This window comes from Fannyhessea vaginae DSM 15829, from assembly GCF_000159235.2.
GTDB lineage: Bacteria > Actinomycetota > Coriobacteriia > Coriobacteriales > Atopobiaceae > Fannyhessea > Fannyhessea vaginae.
Genome location: NZ_ACGK02000001.1, coordinates 858,517 through 882,650, shown reverse-complemented (window position 1 = coordinate 882,650; position 24,134 = coordinate 858,517). Strand labels below are relative to the sequence as shown.

Annotated in this window: 18 protein-coding genes; all 18 read left to right on the top strand. The window is 41.7% G+C overall.

The window, feature by feature from the left end:
* Position 1: 1 nt before the first annotated feature.
* The 18 genes from HMPREF0091_RS03850 (at position 2) to pyrH (ending at position 24,073) form a co-directional block, all read left to right on the top strand.
* Entirely contained in the window at positions 2-1,258 is a 1,257-nt protein-coding gene (locus HMPREF0091_RS03850) for a lipopolysaccharide biosynthesis protein (protein WP_006302954.1), read from the top strand.
* A gap of 170 nt (positions 1,259-1,428) precedes the next feature.
* Positions 1,429-3,222, top strand: coding sequence for a phosphotransferase (locus HMPREF0091_RS03845; protein ID WP_010242179.1), 1,794 nt, complete (start codon positions 1,429-1,431; stop codon positions 3,220-3,222).
* A 78-nt stretch (positions 3,223-3,300) separates the two neighbouring features.
* On the top strand, positions 3,301-4,239 hold the full coding sequence (locus tag HMPREF0091_RS03840; protein WP_006302952.1) for a DMT family transporter: 939 nt from the start codon (positions 3,301-3,303) through the stop codon (positions 4,237-4,239).
* Positions 4,240-4,327: 88 nt separating this feature from the next.
* Positions 4,328-7,219: an excinuclease ABC subunit UvrA gene (gene uvrA / locus HMPREF0091_RS03835; protein ID WP_006302951.1), complete on the top strand. Its 2,892-nt coding sequence runs from the start codon at positions 4,328-4,330 to the stop codon at positions 7,217-7,219.
* A gap of 119 nt (positions 7,220-7,338) precedes the next feature.
* Positions 7,339-7,857 (top strand): Cys-tRNA(Pro) deacylase, encoded by a 519-nt coding sequence (gene ybaK / locus HMPREF0091_RS03830; protein ID WP_006302950.1) that lies wholly within the window; start codon positions 7,339-7,341, stop codon positions 7,855-7,857.
* A 90-nt stretch (positions 7,858-7,947) separates the two neighbouring features.
* The gene (gene murJ, locus HMPREF0091_RS03825) at positions 7,948-9,576 is read left to right on the top strand and encodes a murein biosynthesis integral membrane protein MurJ (RefSeq protein ID WP_006302949.1); all 1,629 of its coding nucleotides are present in this window, start codon (positions 7,948-7,950) and stop codon (positions 9,574-9,576) included.
* Between the two features lie 313 nt (positions 9,577-9,889).
* The gene (gene ppdK, locus HMPREF0091_RS03820; protein ID WP_006302948.1) at positions 9,890-12,655 is read left to right on the top strand and encodes a pyruvate, phosphate dikinase; all 2,766 of its coding nucleotides are present in this window, start codon (positions 9,890-9,892) and stop codon (positions 12,653-12,655) included.
* A 178-nt stretch (positions 12,656-12,833) separates the two neighbouring features.
* Positions 12,834-13,886 carry an acyltransferase family protein gene (locus HMPREF0091_RS03815; protein WP_006302947.1) on the top strand — a complete coding sequence of 351 codons (1,053 nt, stop codon included), beginning with the start codon at positions 12,834-12,836 and terminating at the stop codon, positions 13,884-13,886.
* 202 nt (positions 13,887-14,088) lie between these two features.
* On the top strand, positions 14,089-14,430 hold the full coding sequence (rplS, locus tag HMPREF0091_RS03810) for a 50S ribosomal protein L19 (RefSeq protein ID WP_006302946.1): 342 nt from the start codon (positions 14,089-14,091) through the stop codon (positions 14,428-14,430).
* A gap of 143 nt (positions 14,431-14,573) precedes the next feature.
* Positions 14,574-15,386 (top strand): ribonuclease HII, encoded by an 813-nt coding sequence (locus HMPREF0091_RS03805; protein WP_006302945.1) that lies wholly within the window; start codon positions 14,574-14,576, stop codon positions 15,384-15,386.
* A 146-nt stretch (positions 15,387-15,532) separates the two neighbouring features.
* A complete protein-coding gene (locus HMPREF0091_RS03800; RefSeq protein ID WP_006302944.1) occupies positions 15,533-16,063 on the top strand; it encodes a YraN family protein in 531 nt (176 codons plus the stop codon).
* Complete coding sequence (locus HMPREF0091_RS03795; RefSeq protein WP_006302943.1) at positions 16,056-17,621, top strand: YifB family Mg chelatase-like AAA ATPase; 1,566 nt, start codon at positions 16,056-16,058, stop codon at positions 17,619-17,621. Before HMPREF0091_RS03800 ends, HMPREF0091_RS03795 begins: the two co-directional genes overlap by 8 nt.
* A complete protein-coding gene (locus HMPREF0091_RS03790) occupies positions 17,618-18,640 on the top strand; it encodes a DNA-processing protein DprA (protein ID WP_006302942.1) in 1,023 nt (340 codons plus the stop codon). The genes HMPREF0091_RS03795 and HMPREF0091_RS03790 overlap by 4 nt, the downstream gene beginning before the upstream one ends.
* Positions 18,641-18,720: 80 nt before the next feature.
* Positions 18,721-20,145 carry a methylenetetrahydrofolate--tRNA-(uracil(54)-C(5))-methyltransferase (FADH(2)-oxidizing) TrmFO gene (gene trmFO / locus HMPREF0091_RS03785; RefSeq protein WP_006302941.1) on the top strand — a complete coding sequence of 475 codons (1,425 nt, stop codon included), beginning with the start codon at positions 18,721-18,723 and terminating at the stop codon, positions 20,143-20,145.
* Positions 20,146-20,152: 7 nt separating this feature from the next.
* Complete coding sequence (locus HMPREF0091_RS03780; RefSeq protein ID WP_006302940.1) at positions 20,153-21,166, top strand: tyrosine recombinase; 1,014 nt, start codon at positions 20,153-20,155, stop codon at positions 21,164-21,166.
* A 280-nt stretch (positions 21,167-21,446) separates the two neighbouring features.
* Positions 21,447-22,220, top strand: coding sequence for a 30S ribosomal protein S2 (rpsB, locus tag HMPREF0091_RS03775; protein ID WP_035434579.1), 774 nt, complete (start codon positions 21,447-21,449; stop codon positions 22,218-22,220).
* Positions 22,221-22,256: 36 nt separating this feature from the next.
* Positions 22,257-23,132 carry a translation elongation factor Ts gene (tsf, locus tag HMPREF0091_RS03770; RefSeq protein ID WP_006302938.1) on the top strand — a complete coding sequence of 292 codons (876 nt, stop codon included), beginning with the start codon at positions 22,257-22,259 and terminating at the stop codon, positions 23,130-23,132.
* A gap of 212 nt (positions 23,133-23,344) precedes the next feature.
* On the top strand, positions 23,345-24,073 hold the full coding sequence (gene pyrH, locus HMPREF0091_RS03765; RefSeq protein ID WP_010241363.1) for a UMP kinase: 729 nt from the start codon (positions 23,345-23,347) through the stop codon (positions 24,071-24,073).
* Positions 24,074-24,134 lie beyond the last annotated feature (61 nt).

Below are 24,134 nucleotides of genomic sequence, written 5' to 3'. Positions count from 1 at the left end.
CGTGGAAATAGCTCAAAGTAAGGCACAACTGAGAAAAAATTATATATGGAATACGCTGGGAAGTGCAGCAAATGCACTTTCCAGCGCAATTTTGTTGCTTATGACTACACGCATTTTAGGTCTTGAAGCTGCGGGTATTTTTGCGATTGCGTTTGCCTTGTCCCAACAGTTTCAAGTGATTGGCCATTTTGAAATTCGCTCCTACCAAGCAACTGATTCTCAAGAACGATTTTCGTTTGCAACATACCTTGGCGCGCGTTACGTAAGCTGTCTTGTTATGTGTGTGGTAATCGTTGGATATACACTTTATACGAATGGAATTACACCAGTTGCACTAAGCATTATGTTGATAGCATTGCTTAAGCTCTTTGATGCGTTTGAAGATGTATTTCATGGTATGTTTCAGCAGAGAGGCAGACTTGACATTGCCGGGCGCGCGTTTTTCGCACGTATTATTGCGTGTATGCTTGGTTTTTGTATCGCGGCGTTTATCACTAAAGATCTATGCTCCTCATGTATCGTCGCTTTTATTTTGTCTGCGTTTGCATTTTTCTTTTGCAATGTTCCTTTTGCTCAACAGTTTGTGTCGCTTCGTCCGTCATTTAAGCCTGCGTCCATACTTAAACTGTTTTGGACGTGTTTGCCACTTTGTATAGGCTCATTCTTTCTTGTATATATCACCAATGCTCCCAAATATGCAATAGATATGTATTTAACCCGTGATTATCAGGCACTCTATTCCATTTTATTTATGCCGTCTTTAGTTATCAATCTTTTAAGTGGCTTTGTCTTTAAGCCGCTTCTTACCGATATGGCACTGTGCTGGTCTCAAGCGCGTATTAAAGACTTTGCGCAGATCATTTTTAAAGGATTCATGGCAATTTGCGCGGCTACATTTGTAACTTGTTTGGCGGCATGGTTTTTAGGAATCGAAGTTCTTGGTGCACTTTATGGGGTTCCACTTGCAGCATATAAGCTTGAACTTATGCTTCTCATTGTTGGTGGGCTTTTTAATGCAAGTGGCATAATTCTTTACTATGCTGTAGTAACGATGCGTATGCAAAAGTACATTTTTGCTGCGTATGGTCTTGCGTCTTTGTTTGCATTTTGTGCATATGGATTGGTAGGTACCTATAAAATTCGTGGTGCGGTCATGATATACGACGCGGCGATGTTAATCGTAGCGCTTGTTTTTCTATGCGTTACGCTTGCGGGATTTATACAAACGAAACAGATCAATCGATCAAAGACACGGTAAAATCATGCAACTATGACCTGCTTCCGTATCCAGGCCTCTTTGTGTTCAGATTATGTTTGCTCTATAAAATAATTGAACGTTCAATTAATTATAACTATACTTAAAAAATGAACGCAAGAGAGCGTTACGCATGGATACCATGTTGGTATCGTAGTTGTAAAGGACAGATGATGAGTCTTAGTAGAGCTATGTTTTATATTTTGCGCGCGCAAGGAAGCTCCCAGCAGCTCTATACCCAGCGTGAGCTTTGCGAAATAACACACATGTCATTAGGTTCAGTAAATACGGCATATACGCAGGCAAAACGTGATGGATATCTTGTAGATGGACGTCTAAGTGAAAAGGGTCGCGCTGCATTAAAGCCCTACCAAGTCCACAATGCAATTATTATGGCGGCTGGTTTATCGTCTCGTTTTGCACCCATTTCCTACGAACGTCCTAAAGGTGTTCTTAAAGTTAAGGGCGAAGTCCTTATTGAGCGCCAAATTAAGCAACTGCTCGAAAAGGGTATCTCAGATATTACGGTTGTTGTTGGCTATAAAAAGGAATGTTTTTTCTATCTTGCACAAAAATATGGCGTGGATATTATAGTGAATCCTGATTATGCAACACGCAATAATAACTCAACCTTATGGCATGTCAAAGATCGCCTGAGTAACACCTTTATTTGTTCCTCTGATAATTACTTTGTTATAAACCCCTTTGAGCGCTATGTCTACAGAGCATATTACGCAACGCAACATGTAGATGGTGATACAAATGAATGGTGCGTAACAACAGGGGCACAAGGGCGTATTACCAAGGTCACTATTGGTGGTCATAACAGTGATATTATGCTTGGTCATGTGTATTTTGATACGGCTTTTTCACAAAAATTTGTTGATATTTTGCAGGCAGAATACCCGAAACCCGAGACTGCAGATAAACTTTGGGAGGATATTTATGTTGATCATCTTAAAGAATTGTCCATGGTTTCAAAATTGTATTCGAGTGACGACATTAAAGAATTTGACTCACTTGAGGATTTAAGATCGTTTGATCCTCATTTTTTGGAAAATGTTGACTCTGAGGTATTTGATAATATTTGTAAAACTCTTTCGTGCACAAAACAAGATATTGGTGGATTTTATCCACTTAAGCAGGGTCTTACCAATTTGTCTTGTCATTTTACGGTGTGCGGTAAAGAATATGTGTATCGTCATCCAGGCGCTGGTACCGATAAAATGATCGATAGAACAAGCGAGCGCGCGGCGCTTCTTAAAGCTCGCGAATTAGGGCTTGACGCTACATTTATCTATGAAGATGAACAAAAGGGTTGGAAAATTTCGCGTTTTATACCCAACGCGCGTGCACTTGATCCAACCGATGATGCGCAGCTTAAACGTGCTATGCAGATGTGTAGAACGCTTCATGATAGCTCGGCACAACTTGCTCGTCACTTTGATTTCTTTGATGAAGGTTTGCACTACGAGCAGCTTCTTAAAGAGCATGGACCTATTGATATTTATGGTTACGATGAATTAAAAGAAAAAGTAACCTTACTTAAATCGTATACAGAGGCTGATGGGTATCCTTTATGCATTTCACATAATGACTTCTATATGCTTAACCTTTTGTTAGACGAACATGACACCATGACGCTTATCGACTGGGAATATGCAGGAATGTCAGATATTGCCAATGACTTTGGGACATTTTGTGTATGCTGCTCGCTTGACGAAGAACGTGCCAATAGATGTATTGATTATTATTTTGGGAGAAAAGCTTCGGATAAAGAGCGTCGACATTTTTGGGCGTACGTTATTTTTGCAGGCTGGTGCTGGTATATTTGGTCGCTTGAAAAAGAGGCCGAAGGCGAAAATGTTGATGTGTGGCTCTATATTTACTACCGCTATGCCAGCGAATATATCGATAAAATTTTAACTTGGTATGAAAGCGGCATTGCTCCAACTTGGCAAAACTAGTCATTGCAATATTCGTATTCTTGAATACCTAGATGCTATGAATGCATGAGTGCTTAGGCATAAGCAGGGGAGACATATATGAAATTTGGTCTTTTAAGCGGTATCTTATGGGGTTTAGATACCTGTATTTTAGGTATTGCATTTTTGTATCATCCGTTTAATAGTGCCCTTGACGCGGCTTTGGTGTGTGCGGCTGTTCACGACATTATAAGTGTGTTAGTTTTGATTACACTTGTTGTTGCGCGCGGAAAATTTTCTCAGTTTTTGCAGGCATTGCGTACAAAAGGAGCTCTCATCATATGTTGTGGTGCTCTTATGAGCGGCCCTGTTGGCATGAATGCGTATATGTCGAGTATCAACAATATAGGACCGGCACCAACTGCAATTATCTCGGCATTTTATCCCGCGGTTGGTACATTTCTTGCGGTATTCTTCCTTAAGGAATCAATGAATACTCAACGTCTTGTTGCCCTTTTTGTGGCGCTTGCAGGTGTTATTATGGTAGGCTTACAAACCGCACAAGGTTCAGCTGAAGGAAACACGATTATTGGTGTTGCAGCAGCATTTATCTGTGTTCTTGCATGGGGCTCTGGTGCTGTTTTTGCCTCATGGGGGCTACAGTCTACCCAAGATCTAGATTGCGATGTAGCGCTTTTAATTCATGAGCTTACTTCCAGTCTTACCTACGCTTTAATTGTGCTGCCTTTAGTTGGTGCATGGGGTTTTGTCGCACAGATGTCAGTTGCACCTGCCAGCATATTTGTTATAGGCGCAGGTGTCGCAGGTGCTTTGTCGTATTTGTTTTACTATAAAGCAATCGATGTTACAGGTGCTGCACGCGCGATGGCTTGCAATATTTCTTATTGCGCATGGGCTCTCATTTTTTCATCGTTGTATGCAGCTACTATGCCTAATCTTATGAGTATTATCTGTTGCATTGCTATATTTGTAGGTACCATTTTATCAGCAACTCCTGATTGGTCGGTCTTTTTACCTCAAACAGATAAACACATGTAAGCCGCGCCAAAACATGGGTATCCTTGATATCATTAAGATTAATTTTGAGATAGAATTTTGGTAGTCAGCTTAACATGGGAGCATATTGATGAGTGACAGGGTAATTTCGATTAAGGGCGCGCGTGAACACAATCTAAAAAATATTTCACTCACCATCCCTCGCAATAAATTGGTTGTTATCACGGGACTGTCAGGTTCAGGAAAATCAAGTCTTGCATTTGACACCATTTATGCGGAAGGCCAACGGCGTTATGTTGAGTCTTTGTCGAGCTATGCGCGCATGTTTTTAGGTCGTATGAATAAACCCGATCTAGATTCTATCGAAGGCCTTTCTCCGGCAATTTGTATAGATCAAAAGACAACCGGTCATAATCCTCGTTCTACCGTTGGAACTGTTACCGAAATTTATGATTATATACGTCTGTTATATGCGCGACTTGGTTGTGCACATTGTCCTGAGTGTGGGTGCGTGATAAAAAAACAAACCGTTGACGAAGTTATCGACCGCATTCTTGAACAAGCACCTAACCGACGTGCATATGTCCTTTCACCTGTTGTTATAGGTAAAAAAGGACAGTTTACTAAGTTGTTAGATGATTTAAGGCGCGAGGGTTTTTCTCGTGTTCGTATTGACGGCACTTTTATGCTGCTTGACGACGATATTTCCTTAAAGAAGCAGGTAAAACACACTATAGACGTTGTGGTTGATCGTTTGGTTTTACGCACAACGAGTCGGGTTCGTATTGCTGAAGCATGTGAGAATGCTACCAAGTTATCCGCTGGTCGCGTTATTTTTTATGTCTTAGAAGCGCGTGAGCAGACGGGTCAACATGCAGATACGACAAAGAATGAGAGTGCATTTGAGGCGCAATTTTCATTAGCTCTGGCTTGTCCTGTTCATGGACACTCTATAGATGAGCTCCAACCACGAGATTTTTCATTTAATGCTCCTTATGGTGCATGTCCAGATTGTGATGGGCTTGGAAGTAAGCGATCCATTGATGTTGATGCAATTATCGAAGATCCACGGTTATCGGTTGCAGAAGGCGTTTTTGGTGGTGTTCTTGCGCGCTCAAATTATTATTCTCAGATCCTCGATGCTGTTTGTAATTTTATGGGTGCCTCATCCGCAACTCCGTATAAAGACTTGTCAGATTCGTGTCAGCATGCGTTGCTCTATGGGTTAGGATCACAGGAAATTCCTGTTAGATATCACACAAAAGATGGTCGCATTAACGAGTGGAAAACAACTTTTCCAGGTATTTGTGATGTGCTTTTTGATAAGTATCAAGAAACTACCTCTGAAACTATGAAGCAGCATTTTGCAAAATTTATTAAAGAAGTTCCCTGCACAACGTGTAAAGGTGCTCGTCTTAAGCCCGAATACTTGGCGGTTACTGTTGGTGATAAAAATATCCAGCAACTTTGTGACCTTTCATGTGCTGAGGCTCTGTCCTTTGTGCAGTCGCTTCATTTTGACGAGCGACTTTCTGCGATTGCCCGTCCGCTTCTTAAAGAAATTCGTACACGACTTGAATTTATGGTACATGTTGGCTTGGATTACCTTACGCTTGCACGAAGTGCGTCTACTCTTTCTGGTGGGGAAGCGCAACGTATTCGCCTTGCAACGCAAATTGGATCGGGATTAACAGGCGTGCTTTATATTTTGGATGAGCCTTCAATTGGTCTTCATCAAAAAGACAACGATCGTCTTATCACTACGCTTAAACAGCTTCGCGATCAGGGTAATACCGTAATTGTGGTTGAGCATGATGAAGATACTATTCGTGCTGCCGATTATGTAATTGATATGGGACCAGGTGCAGGCGAGTTGGGCGGAGACGTAATTGCTCAGGGTACGCCCTCACAAATTATGCGTGCAAAGCATTCGCTGACGGCAGACTATCTTGTGGGTCGACGAAAAATTGCTGTACCACGCCTGCGCCGAACAGGTACAGGCCATGCGTTTACGCTTTCAGGTGCTGCCGAAAATAACTTACAAAACATAGAGGTGTCAATACCGTATGGAACATTTACCGTTGTAACGGGTGTTTCGGGTTCAGGCAAATCTTCTTTGGTTACAGATACCTTAGCACCGCTTTTAGCGCATGAAATCAACCATTCAAAACAGCGTATAGGGGCGTATAAAAGTTTTTCGGGCCTCTATGATAGCCTGCATAAATCCTATATAGATAAAGTTATCAATATAGATCAGTCGCCTATTGGTCGAACCCCTCGTTCTAATCCTGCTACCTATATTGGACTATGGGACGATTTGCGCGCCCTGTTTGCTTCTCTTCCCGATAGTCGTGCGCGTGGTTATAGTGCTGGACGGTTTTCGTTTAACGTTTCAGGCGGAAGGTGCGAGGCATGCAAAGGTGACGGACAACTCAAAATTGAGATGAACTTTTTACCCGATGTTTATGTTCCTTGTGAAGTTTGCCATGGCAGGCGCTATAATCGCGAAACGCTTGAGATTTGCTATAAAGGAAAATCTATAAGCGATGTGTTAGACATGACTGTTCACGAAGCTCTTGCCTTTTTTGCGTCAATTCCCAAGATTTCGCGGAAACTGCAAACACTCTATGATGTTGGTTTGGGCTATATTCACTTAGGTCAAAGTGCAACAACGCTTTCTGGTGGGGAAGCGCAGCGTGTTAAGCTGTCTCGCGAATTACACCGTCAGCAAACGGGAAAAACGTTTTATATTTTGGACGAACCTACAACGGGTTTGCATTTTGAGGATGTGCGCATGCTTATTGAGGTACTGCAAAAATTGGTAGATGCTGGCAATACCGTGGTTATTATCGAGCACAATTTAGATGTTATCAAAGTTGCTGATTATCTTATCGACTTAGGTCCTTTAGGAGGAGCGCGTGGTGGTAACGTTATCGCAACAGGTACGCCCGAAGAGCTTGCGGCCTGTGATAAAAGTTATACAGGACTCTATCTAAAAAGAGTTTTACCTGCCCAAGCATAATTTCTTACGCGATACTTTCGCAAATGAGATGAAGAACGTATTCGCGTATTATAATGAAATCTGAATTGTAGGAATTGCATATGGATTTTTCTGTTTCTTGTTAGATAGAAAGACGTTGGATGAAGCATACAAAACAGCCGCGTGTGCAAAAAACAAATGCCATGCGTGAACTTGATACAAAAGGCGTGAGTTACACCGTTCAAACCTATGATGCACACAACGAAGATACCTCAACAGGTGTTGGCGTGCGTATTGCTCAATCATTAGGCAACGAAGTTGACGCGTCCTTCAAAACGTTGGTTACTACTCATGGCGGCTCTTCCTATGTTGTATGCTGTATTCCCGTCAATGCAGAGCTTGATCTTAAGAAGGCTGCAAAAGTTTCGCAAGAAAAATCTCTGTCAATGGTGCATGTCAAAGATCTAGAAGCTCTTACAGGTTATATTCGCGGTGGATGTAGCCCTATTGGCATGAAAAAAGAATTTTATACCATTATCGATGAAACAGCATTATTGTTTGATCTTATTACGATTTCTGGCGGCAAACGTGGTATTACGCTTAAACTTAATCCACGTGATTTACAAACGCATTTTCAGTTCCATTTTGAAGATATTTGTCACGATGCGTTAAAAGCATAAGCATGACAGATGCATTTTGATTATTTGTGCATATAGATCTTTATGTTTTAGATACTGATGTTATAAGGTTTATATGTTTGAAAGGTTTATATGGAAACATACAAGCAGTCTTCTTCTGATGTAAGCTCCCAAAACCGAGAGCAGCAACTTGGGAAAAGCGCGGCGCTCATCAGCGTGCTCGTTATTATAAGTAGAATAACAGGTTTTATTAGAACTTGGGCTCAGGCATATGCACTAGGTGCTACTGTTATTGCAAGTTGCTATTCTGTAGCTAACAATTTGCCCAATCAGCTTTATGAATTGGTAATTGGCGGAATGCTCGTAACTGCTTTTCTTCCCGTATATTTAAGCGTTAAAAAGAAATCGGGGATACACCATGCCAGTGAATATGCTTCTAATTTAACATCTATAGTTGCTATTCTTATGGCGGCGGTTACCGTCATTGGTTTTATTTTTGCAGGGCAGGTAGTTTATACTCAGTCATTTTCAGCACGAAGCGATTTTGATACAGCTTTAGCTGTATATTTCTTTAAGTTCTTTGTTATCGAAGTATTGCTTTATGCATTGAGCTCTATTTTTTCAGGTATTCTTAACGCCGAACGTGACTATTTTTGGAGTAGTGCGGCGCCTATTTTCAATAACTTTGTAACGATTGCATCGTTTTTAGCCTATGCATTTTTGGTAAATTCATACCCTGTAGCAGCGCTTATTATATTAGCCCTTGGTAATCCACTTGGTGTTTTAATTCAAGTTGTGCTTCAAATTCCTTCTCTTATTAAGCAAGGTATTCGTTTGCGTTTTCACGTTGATCTTAAAGATCCTGCACTTAAAGATACGCTTTCCATAGGCATTCCGTCTTTAGTTGTTATGGTTGGATCATTTGTAACGGTATCCGTGCAAACAAGCTCAGCTCTTTCAGTGTGCGCCGAGGGTGCATCCATAGCATTTTATGCACGTCTTTGGTATACCCTGCCCTATGCAATTCTTGCAGTACCTATAACTACAGCTATGTTTACCGAGCTCTCATATGATATTGCAAAACATGATATGAGGTCATATTGCGCAGGTATACAAACGGGCACGCAAAAAATCTTGTTTTTAATGATACCGTTTTCTTTGTTTCTTATTATGTATGCATTACCCCTTGTCCACCTTATGGCTGCAGGAAAATTTAATCCGCAACAACTACAAGATACCGCTTTATATTTGGCAGGATTAGCGGTTAGTTTACCTGCGTACGGTGTATGTATGTATTTGCAAAAAATTTGCTCATCTCTTCGCACCATGAAATATTACGCATTTTCTACTCTTGTAGCATCACTTATTCAGGTAGCATTTTGCATATACCTTACGCCGCTTTTTGGACTGTGCATGGTTGCTCTATCAAGCTCAGTGATGTTTGTAGTTGTGGATATCCTTACCTTCATTATGCTTTTTGCAAGACTGCATGAACTTTCACTTTTGTCATTTATTCTATCCTGTGTGCGTTCGCTCATGTGTGGTCTTGCGGGCGCTGTGGTTGGAGGAATTATTTTTTGGTTGAGTGGTTATGGTGCTTTGTTATATGACTCACGCTCGACTGTTAGTTTAGCGTTAGTGCTTGGTGTACTCATACTGTCTGGTATACCTGCACTTGTAGTTACATTTGGGTTTGCTTGGGTGTTTCATATGCCCGAGATTGATTTTATTCGCTCACTTGTTCATAAAAAACAGCTGTAAAATTTAGAGGTTATTAGACCTACGTAAAAGCACATATGCATGTTGTGCAAGGATTTTTAAGGGAAAAATTGCGAAATCACTTCTTAGTATAGCGTAATTTATACATTTTGTATTCATAGATTTATTTACAGAAAAAAATACTCCACTTGTCGAACAGACAAAGGTCTTTGTTGTGTAATAAGTACAATGAACTTTGTTACATAAACAGTTTATATGCTCGTGCAGATTATATATCAGCACATAAACGTATAAAGGTTAGGAAGAAACACGTCAAATAACGATGTGTAAGAACAGGCGAAATGAGGGGTGTTTTATGGCTGAAAAACACGTATACCGTTTTGGTAATGACGAAAACGGTAATAACGTTACCGAAGTTGCCGGTGCTTCTGTTAATGAAGCAAAATGGATAACCGGTGGTAAAGGTGCCAATCTTGCCGAGATGGCAAATATTGGTCTTCCTGTTCCTCCTGGATTTTCTATTACCTGCCAAACATGTGTTGCGTATGCTACACATAACAATACCTGGCCAGCAGGTGTTTTGGATGAGATCGATGTTGCTCGTAAAGATCTTGAACGTCGCATGGGTAAAAAACTTGGCGATCCACAAGATCCACTGCTTGTCTCAGTACGTTCAGGTGCTCCTTTTTCGATGCCTGGTATGATGGATACTGTTTTGAACCTTGGTCTTAACGATGTTTCTGTTCAAGGTTTAATTAAGCAAACTAATAACGAACGTTTTGCATGGGATTCTTACCGTCGTTTTGTTCAGATGTTTTCTAACGTTGTTATGGGTATTGATGGTGACTTGTTTGAAGAGGCTATCAATGAGAAAAAGGAAGAAAAAGGCGTTCGCTTAGATACCGAACTTAATGCAGAAGATCTTAAAGATCTTACACAGACTTTTAAGTCGATCTTCGCTAAAAACGTTGACTCTCAAGCTCATCCTGAGGTTGCGCCTGATGGCAAAGCTTCCTTCCCACAAGATCCATATCTCCAACTTCGTCTTGCTGAGCAAGCTGTATTTGGAAGCTGGATGAATGAGCGTGCATGCATTTATCGTAAGCAAAATAAGATCGATGATAATCTTGGTACTGCTGTTAACGTGCAGGTTATGGTCTTTGGTAATAAAGGTGAAACATCTGCAACTGGTGTTGCTTTTACGCGTAATCCTGCCGATGGTACCAACGAGCGCTACGGTGACTTCCTTATTAATGCACAAGGTGAAGACGTTGTTGCAGGTATTCGTAATACCGAGCCTATTGCCGATTTGGTAAAAGTTCCTGCACTTAAAGAAGCTGGTAAAGAGCTGTTCCATGTTTTTGAGATCTTGGAAGATCACTATGCCGACATGATGGATATCGAGTTTACCATTGAACAAGGCAAACTTTGGATGCTGCAAACTCGTGTTGGTAAACGTACCGCCCTTTCTGCGCTTCGTGTTGCCATTCAAATGGTCGATGAGGGACGTATTACTCGTGAGCAAGCAATTATGCGTGTTGCGCCCGAGCAACTTGACCAACTGCTTCACCCACAATTTGATCCAAAAGCAAAAGTTGATGTCATTGCTAAAGGTATGAATGCCTCACCTGGTGCTGCGGTAGGTGCTGTTGTATTCTCGTCTGATGCTGCGGTTCACTATCACAATATCGAGAAGCCTTGCATTCTTGTACGTTGGGAAACTACTCCAGATGACCTGCGTGGTATGGTTGCGGCAGAAGGTATTTTAACTTCTCATGGTGGAAAAACTTCGCATGCAGCTGTAATTGCACGTGGTATGGGCGCACCTTGTGTCTGTGGTGCAGAGGCACTTCGTATTGATGCAAAAGCCAAGCAGGTAGAAATTAGTGGTACTGGTGTAGTTCTTCATGAGGGCGATATCATTTCTATTAACGGAACAACAGGTGATATTATTCTCGGAGAGGTTCCTCTAACTCGTCCCGAGCTTACGGGAGACCTTGAAACCATTCTTGAGTGGGCAGATGATGTCCGCCGTGATGCATCTCGTGGCCGCATCTTCGGTGTTCGTACCAATGCCGACAATCCAGCGGACGCACAACTCTCTGTTGATTTTGGAGCCGATGGTATTGGTTTGGATCGTACTGAGCACATGTTCTTGGGCGAGCGTAAACAAATTATTCAGTCGTTTATTTTGGCTGAGTCCGATGGCGCAAAGCAGCAAGCTTTAGGTCAGCTCCTTCGTGTTCAAACCGAAGACTTTGTTGGTATGTTTAAAGCTATGGACGGCAGAAATGTTATCGTTCGTTTGCTTGATCCACCTCTGCACGAGTTCTTGGATGATCCACGTGCGGTGGCTGTACAGCTTGCACATGCTGAAGCACGCGGTGAGCACGACACTACTCTTAAAGCTATGCGTGCACATCTTGCTCGTCTTGATTCGTTCCAAGAAGCTAACCCTATGCTGGGGCTTCGTGGTTGCCGTTTGGGTATTGTGTACCCCGAGCTTAACGACATGCAAGTTCGTGCTATTGCAGGAGCTGCTGCACGTCTTAAAAAAGAAGGATTCAATCCATGTCCTGAAATCATGGTTCCACTTATTTCTACCGTTGAAGAGCTTAAGCTTGTACGCAGCCAAATTGAAGATGTTGTTGAGGCTGTTGCCGAGTCAGAAGGTGTTGAACTCCACATTCCTGTTGGATGTATGATTGAGCTTCCTCGTGCAGCTGTAACAGCAGATGAGATTGGTAAATATGCAGACTTCTTTAGCTTTGGTACCAACGACCTTACTCAAACGGTATTTGGTTTCTCACGTGATGACGTTGAGTCTGCATTCATTCCTCAATATCTTAATAAAAAGATCTTGAAGAGTAACCCATTTGAAACGCTTGATTCAGGTGTTGCAAAATTGGTTGATGTAGCTGTTAAGGGTGGTCACCAAGCTAATCCAACTATCGTGTGTGGTGTATGTGGTGAGACCGGAGGAGATCCTCAATCTATCCAGATGTATTATGACCTTGGATTAGATTATGTATCCTGTTCGCCTTATCGTGTTCCTATTGCTCGTTTGGCAGGAGCGCAGGCTAAGATCAATTCTAATGGCGGACCTGCACAGGTTAAATAGTTGCTGTTGTTCACATAGAGCGTATTATACCGTGCAAAGTGTTCAGTTCTTTTGATTCTGTGCACATTCGTTAGCAGATGTGTAAATTCGGTACAATCTTTGTATGAAGGTTGTACCGTTTTTTTTGTTCCACCTTCTAGTTTAACTGGGACGATATAAAGATATGGATTACTGATATATGCAAGATCTGCCTTTTAATACGCGTGTGCTTACACGGCATAATAATCTTAATTTTTTACGTTTTATAGCTGCATTTTCTGTTATTTTTTCGCATTCCTTTACGGTAAGTGAAGGATCAGGCGCTCTTGGCACTCCTTTAGACGTTATTACGCAAAATCGTTTAAGTATCGGTGGTATTGCTGTTGCGTTTTTCTTTCTTATCAGTGGGATTCTTATTGCAAAAAGTTGTGAAACTCATTCTTCTGTCAGGAAGTTTTTCAAAAACCGCCTATTGCGTATATTCCCCGAGTTAATTTTTTGCGTGCTTTGTTCAGTTTTTATACTGGGATTATGTGTCACTACGTATTCTTTTGAAGCGTACGTTACATCTGCTGATACCTACCGCTATCTGCTGAATATTTGTCTTATTCCCATACATGCTTTACCGGGAGTCTTTGAGAACAATCCGTATCCCCATGTGGTAAATGCATCTCTTTGGGCAATTACCGCAGAGTTTATATGTTACCTCTTTTGTTTTGGCCTTTATAAGCTCACGCATTTTAAGCACACATACATGCGTGCTCTCAACGTTGCTGTTGTGGTAATTGCACTTCTTTACTATTTGTTTGGATCCTATACGATGCTTAGTTTTGTCAGAGCATTACTTGAGTTTTATATTGGTATTCAAATTTGGGTTTACAGAGATAAAGTACCTTTAGATCACCGTTTATGTTTAGCGACTTGTCTTTTGTGTGTTCTTCTCATCTTGTTTGGTCATGACTTAGCTGCTATGTTACTTTTCTTTCCTTACCTTACCATATGGGGAGGATGGGGAACAAAACCCATTTTTGAGCACTTCAGCCAGAAGCATGATTATTCATATAGTATCTTTTTGTGGGGATTTCCTACCGAGCAACTGGTAGCACATTTCTTTGTTGGAATTTCTTGGTACGGTGTTGCTCTTTTAAGCTGTGCGCTTTCATTGTTTTTTGCATTCATTTCTGTACAAGGTATATCGTTCGTTGAACAACGTATTAAGCCTTATATCTTAAAACAACAAGTACGTAGATAACTGTGTTTCATCGAACTGTGTTGTGTAAGAATGCACACATTTTACGTACGCGTCTATCATGGTAACATGTGCATATTGCGAAGGTTTCTGTAGCTTTTAAGTTTTATCGTGTTTGAACCCAAATTGTGCGGTAGTATTTCAGTTTGTATGTATAGCTATGTGTCGTTCACATGTGTCGGCACCTCTAGAGAATGGATGTGTAATGGATTACATTCAAGCACTTGAGCGTCAGCAAATACGTGAAGATTTGCCACACGTAATTCCTGGCGACAATGTTAAAGTTCACTATCGTATTAAAGAGGGTGAACGTGAGCGTGAACAGGTGTTTCAAGGCGACGTTATCCGTATGAGCGGTGCAGGCGCGCGTGAAACATTTACTGTTCGTAAAATGAGCTTTGGTGTAGGGGTTGAGCGTACGTTCCCGCTTCACTCACCCAAGATTGCAAAGCTTGAGGTTGTACGTCATGGTGACGTTAATCGTTCTAAGCTTTACTATCTACGTGATCGTGTTGGAAAAGCAGCACGCATTCGCGAGAAACGCTAAGCTAAGCCTCATGAAAAGTCACCTTCGGGTGGCTTTTTTTGTTATCGCCTATATTTTATATTGGTATGAGCGCGAAAATTTGTCTATCCCTTTATGTATTGCGTACCAGGTACCAGGTACCAGGTTCGTCATGAAAGCTTATCATGGATAATGTAACATCTCACACACAAATTGAACAGGGTGCGCGTAAAACAAAGACACTCACATGTTCAGATATTATTACCGTTCTGCGCGAGACTCCTTTTGAGGAGCTCAATGCGGTAATTGAGCGCTATGCACATGACGAGCGCAAGAGCGTACAAGCAGCAGTTACAAGAGCAACCAAGCGCTATGACCTTGCGTGCAAGGAGCGCGCTCGTGTTAATAGTATGTATGTGCTTCAAGAGGAATTGGGTGGCGTTGGCACCATCATGGGTGTTGACGAAGTCGGACGCGGCCCTCTTGCTGGACCTTTGGCAGTAGCTGCGGTGATTCTTCCCCAAGAGCCTCACATTTGGGGTCTTAACGATTCAAAGAAACTTACCTCTTTGGAACGTGAGCGCCTAGATACACAAATTCGCGCGCATGCTCGTGCGGTTGGAATTGCATTTACAAGTCCTGAGGATATTGACAGATTTGGTATTGTTTCATGCCTACGCGAAACCATGAAGTGTGCTATTTTGCAAACTGGTGTTGAACCAGATTGTGTGTTGATTGATGGCAATCCTATTCACGCACATCCCAAAGAGAAAACGCTGATAAAAGGTGATAGCCGTATTGCCTCTATTGCTGCCGCATCAATAGTTGCAAAGGTTGCTCGTGATCGTCTTATGCAAGATTTGGATGTGTGTTATCCTCAATATCATTTTGCTGAAAATAAAGGTTATGGTTCCAAAGCACATATTGATGCGATTAAAACCTATGGTTTAAGCCCTGTGCATCGTAAATCATTCTGTAAACATTTTACAGTTGCTTAAGAATCTATGTAATGCGATTTTTCCTTTTGTTACGAGTATTTTTTTAAGTTATCTACAAATATGCTTTTTGCAAGTTAGCGCCAAGTTTTGTGCATGTTTGTAGGTTCAAAATTTCCTTTAGGCAAAGCTTCAGGAAAGAAGGCAGCATGAAGGAACATTTTGAATCAAGGATAGCTTCAGCGGATCCTATCGAGTCTTGTGCACCACACAAGAAAAAAACTACAAAACGCAATAAGAGACAGACAAAAGAAAAAACCAACGAATCGGTTGATACTCCGCGCAAGTCCGCAGTTAACACTTTAAATAGCAAGGAACTTGGCGCGTTGGGTGAAAATCTTGCCTGTTGTTTTTTAGAACGGCAGGACTTTGAAATTTTGGATCGTAATTGGAAATGCGCAGATGGTGAAGTTGATATCATTGCCTCAAAAGGTGATGAGACCGTTTTTGTTGAAGTAAAAACACGCTTGCAAAACAAATCAGGGGAGCTCTTTCCCGAGATTGCTGTTGATAAACAAAAACAATCGCGCTATATTGCCTTGGCTCGTAGTTATAACACTGCTTATCCTATGTGCGAAAACATACGTTTTGATGTTATTGCGTTGGCAATATTGGATGATTCACATGCTCAGCTAAGACATATACAGTCTGCATTTGAATGGGACGGGCTTTATGAGTGAGGCTGTTACCATTCACACGGCTATGCTGCGAGGAATAGAGGCAATTCCAGTTAAAGTTGAAGTTTCTACTTCAAGTGGTATTCCTGGGATAACGCTTGTGGGAAATCCTGATATATCGGTTTTAGAATCTCGCTCTCGCGTGCGCTGTGCGCTTAAAAGCATAGGCGTTAATTTACCCAGAAAACATATTACTATCAATCTTTCACCCGGTGAGATAAGAAAAACGGGAGCTGGATTTGATTTACCAATTGCGGTGGCACTGCTCTATCTAACGCACTCGATGCCTTTAGCCGATATTGAAAAGTGTCTATTTATAGGTGAGCTTGCCTTGGATGGAAGCGTGTGTCCTATACGAGGGTATATGGCATATTATAAGTTAGCGCGCGCTTTACATAAAATGGTGGTTTGTTCAGCTTTAAGTGTAAACGATATTCATACCAAGCATACGCTTTACTGTCAGCGTCTAAGCGAATTTATAAATGGTATTCCTTGGCTTATGGGAAAATGTAGCGATACAAGTGCGGTGGTTCTTAAAAAACGCCTAAGCCAACCTGTTCATACCTATGATTTTATAGATGTCATAGACCAAGAAGCTGCAAAACGTGCATGTGTGATAGCCGCAGCAGGCAATCATGGATTGTTGATGATAGGACCGCCAGGTGCAGGTAAAACGATGCTTGCGCAACGTATCCCTTCGATTCTTCCGCATTTAAGTGTTGCACAGAAAGACGAAGCTTTGCTTATTCACTCGGTAGCAGGACTTCCTTTAGACTTGCTTTCTCAAGGAATTCCACCTTTTAGAGCGCCGCATCATTCTATATCAACTGCAGGGCTTATAGGTGGGGGAAGGCCAGTTTTACCTGGAGAAATATCGCTTGCTCATACGGGTGTACTTTTTCTTGATGAATTACCAGAATTTGCCTCGAATGTGTTACAAACCTTACGCCAACCGTTTGAGGAAGGTGAGGTACGTCTTATTCGCGCAGAAGGAGTGTATGTTTTTCCTGGTAAGTTTATGTTTATTGCTGCTGCAAATCCTTGCCCCTGCGGATATTTAGGTGATAGTGATCATGAATGCGTATGCACCGAGGCAAAAATTTTAAAGTATCAATCTAAGCTGAGTGGACCTTTAGTTGATCGTATCGATATGTGTATTGATATACAACGTCCCTCACCGCAAAAAATACTTAATGGAGTACAAGGTCTATCATCTGCCCAAATGCAAGCAATGGTGGAAAAAGCTCGTGCGTTTAGAGCTCAACGTGAAGAGAAACTACAAGACGCTTTAGGTGGCGCATGTTCGCGCGCTTCGTCTGTTATGGATCAAAAATCAGGTGGCAACCAATCAAAAAATAAAGGTATTGCGCGTGAAGCTCTGTCGCCTGAAGCTAAATCTAAACTTAACCAAATAGCATTGAGAACAGGACTTGGGGGTAGGGGTTTGTCGCGTATTGTACATGTTGCTCGAACGATAGCAGACTTGGCAGAACATGAACGCGTTGAAGTTGAGGACATGCTGGAAGCTTGTATGCTAAGGAATAGAAAAGGGAGTTTATGAGAAGATGTGTGAACATAGATAATAACTTATCTGCCGCCATAGAGCCACAAGTAACGCAACAAGTGTGTATGCCTGAGTGCAACATGGCTTTGTCATGTACGCATGTGCAGAATACATATACTGCACGTTGGGAGCTTACGGACGCAGATTCGTACTATCCTTGTGCCCTACACGACCTTGAGCATCCTCCGCAGCGTTTGTATGGAATAGGTAATCCAGATGTTCTACAAAAACCGTGCATATCTATTATTGGAGCTCGCGATGCCACACCTTATGGAAAATCATTAGCACAGCTCGCAGGACGTATTTCTGCGGAGTGCGGTTTAACAGTAGTTTCAGGTGGTGCGAAAGGCTGTGATTACGCTGCCTTGCGTGCTGCGCTTGATGCAAAGGGGAGTATTTGTATCGTTTCGGGATGTGGAGCCGATAAAGTATATCCATCCTCGTCAAAAGACATTTTTGAAGAAGCAAAAGATGGTAGAGGTTGTGTTGTTGCGCTTGAAACTTGGGGATCTTCGCCAAAGCGTTATGCATTTCCAAAAAGAAATAAGATCATTGCTGCTTTGTCGCGTGTGCTTATTATCTGTGAAGCAAATCATAAGTCGGGTACAATGAGCACTGCCGAAACTGCCGTTCAATTAAATCGTATGTTGTATGCTTGTCCAGGTTCAATTTTTTCTCCACTTTCAAATGGTACGAATGCACTTATTGCCAACGGAGCGGCGATTATCACCTCAGAAAAAGATCTTGAGGAGCGCATTAGTTTGGATTTCAATTCGCTACGTTTAACTTTTGAATCTCTCAAGCCGCATTTAGGTAAAATTATGTCTGCATTATTTGCAAATCCTATGCGTGCAGACGATTTAGCGCAACAGCTCGACGAAAAGATTATAACGATTCTTTCTACCTTGGGCGATTTTGAAGCACAAGGTTTAGTTAAACGCTTAATTGATGGTCGATTTTCCCCAACGACTCAAGCGTATCTATACTATGGGAAAAAGAGCGAAGATAGCTTGTAGGTTCTCTTCTTGGGAATAATTTACGCTAAACTTATATACATAAGATATGAGTTTATAAGTTCATTTTGAGAAAGGTACACATGGAACCGCGCGTAACTATCATAGGAGCAGGTCTAGCTGGTAGCGAATGTGCTTTGCAGCTTGCGGCTCGACACATCTATGTTGATCTCTATGATATGAAACCTTCAAAAATGAGCCCTGCTCATCATAGTCCTAACTTTGCAGAACTTGTTTGTTCTAATTCTTTAAAGAGTCTTAAATTAGAAAGCGCAGCGGGCTTATTAAAGCATGAGCTTTCAATGTTGGGCTCATATCTGGTGAAGTTTGCTTTTCAAGCTCAAGTTCCAGCTGGCGGGGCACTGGCAGTTGATCGCGACGTTTTTTCGCGTTTGGTCACGTGTGCGCTTGAACAAAATCCCTTTATAACAATACATCATCAAGAAGTAGTTGACATTCCTCAAGGAAACGTAGTTATTGCTGCTGGCCCTCTTTGTTCTGACGCTCTTTTTAATCAGCTTATTTCTTATCTTGGCTCTTCATCATTATCGTTTTTTGACGCTGCTGCTCCTATTGTTGACGTCGAAAGTATAAATTTTGACCTTGTTTTTAAGCAATCTCGGTATGCGCACAGTTGCGCTTGTGACACTCAATCAGCTGCACAAGGTGACTATCTTAACTGCCCGTTTACCAAGGATGGATATCTTGCCTTTTATCATGAGCTTATCAATGCAAAGCGAGCTATTTCAAAAGACTTTGAGCAAAAAGACCTTTTTTCGGCATGTCAACCTGTTGAAGAAGTTGCAAGAACAGGCGTTGATTCCCTGCGCTTTGGAGCCTTAAAACCCGTTGGAATTTCGTATCCAAAAAACCATCCCCATTTGCACATTAATACTTCTGGTGCAGCATTTACAAGACCGTATGCCGTGTGCCAATTGCGAAGTGAAAACTCTCAAAGAACGGCTTATAATCTTGTGGGTTTCCAAACAAACTTGCTTTGGGGAGAACAAAAGCGTGTGTTTCGTATGATTCCAGGCCTTGAAGAAGCAGAATTCTTCCGTTATGGAGTTATGCACCGAAATTCTTTTGTCGATGCTCCAAAATGCCTGGATACTACGTTTAAGATTCCGCATACCAAGATACGTCTTACTGGGCAAATTACAGGAACAGAAGGATATACAGAGGCTATAGCTTCTGGTTTGTTTGCAGCTCTTAATACCTATTGCGAACTTATGGATCATCCTTCTATACAGCTACCTGTTACGGGTGCGTTTGGCTCTCTTGTAGCTTATGCAACCAATCCTCAAACAAGCACCTATCAGCCGATGCATGTTAATTTTGGTCTTATGCCTGTGCTTGAGCATAGAATTAAATCAAAAGTAGATAGATACAAAGCCTACGCCCTTCGTGCAGAAACCGATCTTAGTGCCTACATTCAAAATCATCCTGAGCTTCTCGTTGGAAACGTTGTGCAAGATGTTGCAACTTTAAACAATATATGTGGGTGAGTGTTGTATGAGTGATGGTGTATCTTCTAAAACGAGCGAACATACAGAGATAAATTGTTCACAAGTTAAACCTGCTTGTGGCATAAAACCTGATGATGATTCATATTCCGCATATGTGCAGCAGCTTATGGAATCGTTTATACAGCACCTTATGACCACTCAAAATTTATCGCCAAACACAACTCGTGCATATGAAACAGATCTTAAAGCGTATGTGCGTTGGCTTATAAAAAACTCCTATGATCTCTTAGATATTTCGCATAAACAGCTACGGTCATATTTAGCACAATTATATGCAGCTCGCTACGCTTCGCGTACGATTAATAGACATTTATCTGCTATTCGAGCGTGGTATAAATGGCTTGTTCGTAAGGGACTCACCAAAAAAGATTCTGCGGCAGCGCTGGCAAGTCCAAAGATTCCCAAAACACTACCTCATGTTTTAAGCGAATCTTCTATTGAAAAGTTACTTGCCACATGTCAAGAAGATACGGTATGCGGTTTACGAGACCGCGCACTCTTGGAGCTACTTTATGCAACAGGTTGTCGTATATCTGAAGCTGCTCATTTGTGCGTTTCTGATATATCGTTTGATTCAAAGCAGGTGAGGCTTTTTGGTAAGGGCTCAAAAGAGCGTATTGTGCCAATATATCCCGAATGTGCCCGTATTTTGCATATGTATCTGACAACCGCGCGGCCAGTTTTGTTATCTAAACAAAAAAATCAAGCGCAAGCTCAAACTAATCAACACGTTTTTATTTCAACACGTGGTAAGGCCATGAGTGATCAAGCTCTAAGATACGTCTTTGAACATTACATGCGTTTAAGTCATCTTCAAGAAATAGCAACTCCTCATACGATGCGTCATTCGTTTGCAACCGAGTTGTTGTCACATGGTGCAGATTTACGCAGTGTGCAGGAGCTTTTAGGACATGCAAGCCTAGCAACTACACAGATATATACCCATGTTTCTGTTAATGCCTTAAAAGACGCTGCGCGGCGTGCAAATCCACGCGCGTAATCTTGGATTGGCATACACGTGCTTGAAATGAATGCTTCCCGCTTTGACCCATGGACGCTCTCAGCGGTTATGCGAAACATATGGAGCTGCGTAGTGGCTAAAAATAAGTATAGAAAAAACGTGTGGAGCTTGGTATACTTTATTGTTGCTGTGCAAGTGTACAGTGTAAAAATACACACGTAAGCAGGACTTGTGTGCTCTGGTGCTTTAAATTCAGCCAAATTTAAAGTAGTGCTCAGGGATGATTGCTTACGGAGGATCAACCAATGGAGGTTTTATTATGGCTGTAAAGATCAATATTCGTACGCTTCTCGAAGCTGGCTGCCACTACGGACACCAAACCCGTCGCTGGAATCCAAAAATGAAACCATATATCTTTGGTGAGCGTAATGGTATTTATATTCTTGATCTTAAACAAACTGTTGTAAATGCAGATAAAGCATATACTTTCCTTAAAAATTGTGCTTCAAAAAAAGGCCGTATTCTTTTTGTTGGTACCAAAAAGCAGGCTCAAGAGGCAGTTGCTGAACAAGCAAAACGTTGTGATATGCCCTACATCAATCAGCGTTGGTTGGGCGGTATGCTTACTAACTTTGTAACCATGCGTTCACGTATCGATCGTATGGAAGAGCTTGAGGCTATGGTAGAAGACGGTCGTATGGCTGCGCTTCCTAAAAAAGAGCAAGCCGTTTTGGGCAAAGAACTCGAAAAGCTGCAGCGCAATCTTGGTGGTGTTCGTGATATGCACGCACTTCCTCAGGCACTCTTTATTGTAGATTCAAAGCGTGAAGAAATTGCAATTCGTGAGGCAAATCGTCTTCACATTCCTGTTGTTGCATTGCTTGACACTAACTCTGATCCTGATGTAGTTGATTATGGTATTCCTGCTAACGATGACGCAATTCGTTCGGTAAATCTTATGTGCGAACTTGTTGCTGATGCTGTTCTTGCTGGTAAGGGTAAAGAACAAATTTCTGAGGAAGAAATGAAGCAGGGTAGTCAAGAAGAAAAGGCACAAGAAGATTCTTCAGATAAAGCATCTGTTTCTGAGTAGTAGTATTGTAGACTCTAATCCTATAAAGGAGAAATCATGGCACAAATTAGCGCAGCATTGGTAAAACAACTCCGTGAAATGACCGACTCGCCTATGATGGAGTGTAAAAAAGCTTTAGTAGAAGCCGATGGTGACATTGAAAAAGCTGTAGACGTGCTTCGCAAGATGGGCGTTGCAAAGGCTGTTAAACGCGCTGGTCGTGATACGAATGAAGGCACCATCGCTGCTTATGTCTCTGAAGACGGTAAAACTGGTGCACTTTTGGAGCTTACCTGCGAAACAGACTTTGTGGGTACTAACCCTAAGTTTACTTCTTTTGCAAATAAACTGGCTCAATGTGTTGCACAGCATGATCCTAGTGACGTTGAGGCTCTTAAAGCATGTCCTTTGGATAATTCTACCGTTGCCGATGAATTAACTGAAATGATTCACGTTATTGGTGAGAACATGAAAGTTGCTCGTTTTCAGCGTGTTGTTGCTGAGGATGGTTGCTTGAGCAGCTACATCCATCTTGGTGGCAAGCTTGCAGATATTTGCCAATTTAGCTTTGACAAGCCTCAAACTGCCGAAAGCGAAGAGTTCAAGACATTTGCTCACGATGTTGCTATGCAAGTAGCGGCATCTGCACCTGTGAGCGCACGTCGTGAAGATGTTCCAGCTGATGTTATTGCTCATGAGAAGAGTATTTACATGGCACAAGCTGCAGCAAGTGGCAAGCCTGAATTTATTCAAGAAAAAATGGCTGAAGGCAAACTTGAGAAATACTTTAAAGAAAGCGTTTTAAGCGAGCAAGAATTCATTAAGGATTCAAGCGTAACCGTTATTGAACTTGCTAAAAAAGTAGGTAAGTCTGTTGGTGATGACTCTATCAAGATCGTTTCCTTTGTTCGTTATGCTTTTGGTGAAGAATAAGTTCTCTCATCTTTTGTATACGTAGTATTAACCCGATTTATCTTTGATAAGTCGGGTTTTTCTTGCTCATTTCTTTGTAACTTCTTTGCTTTGCGTACATTCCTTACTGAGCTTGCGTGCTCTTCTGTTAAAATAAGAAAAACATGCATTACATGTGATGCACAGATATATGCGGCTTTTTTTGCATATACGTTTATATGGAAAGGTTTACTATGTCGGCTTACAAATATAAGCGCGTTCTTCTTAAACTCTCAGGTGAAGCCCTTATGGGTAATAAAGACTTTGGTATTGATCCTGTTGTTCCTCAGCATATAGCGCACGAGCTTAAGCCAGCCTATGATGCAGGGCTCGAAATTGCTGTTGTAGTTGGCGGAGGCAATATTTTTCGTGGTCTTTCTGGCGCAGCTGCAGGTATGGATCGTGCTCAAGGCGATAACATGGGTATGCTTGCAACTGTTATCAATGCGCTTGCGCTTCAGGATACCTTTGAGCATAACGATATGCAATGTCGCGTTATGAGCGCAATTGAAATGCATCAGGTTTCAGAAACTTATATTCGACGTCGTGCAATACGTCATTTGGAAAAAGGCCGTATCACCATTTTTGCGGCTGGAACGGGAAATCCTTACTTTACTACCGATACAGCAGCTGCTTTGCGCGCTTGCGAAATTGGGGCGCAAGTTCTTATGAAGGCAACTAAAGTCGACGGTATTTACGATTGTGATCCCGTTAAGAATCCCAACGCAAAGAAATTCGACAAAATTACCTATATGGATGTCCTTAAAAAGGAATTGCAAGTTATGGATTCTACAGCAACTGCATTGTGTAACGATAATCATATGCCTATTATGGTCTTCAATCTTGATGCAAAAGGTATTTTTGATCGTGCACTACAGGGCGAAAATGTTGGTACCGTTGTTTGTGAAGACGTGTCTAAGTAGGTTTAGTACGTATTATATTGTGGGAAAGTTTATCGTAGGAGCTTATACAACTACATGAGGA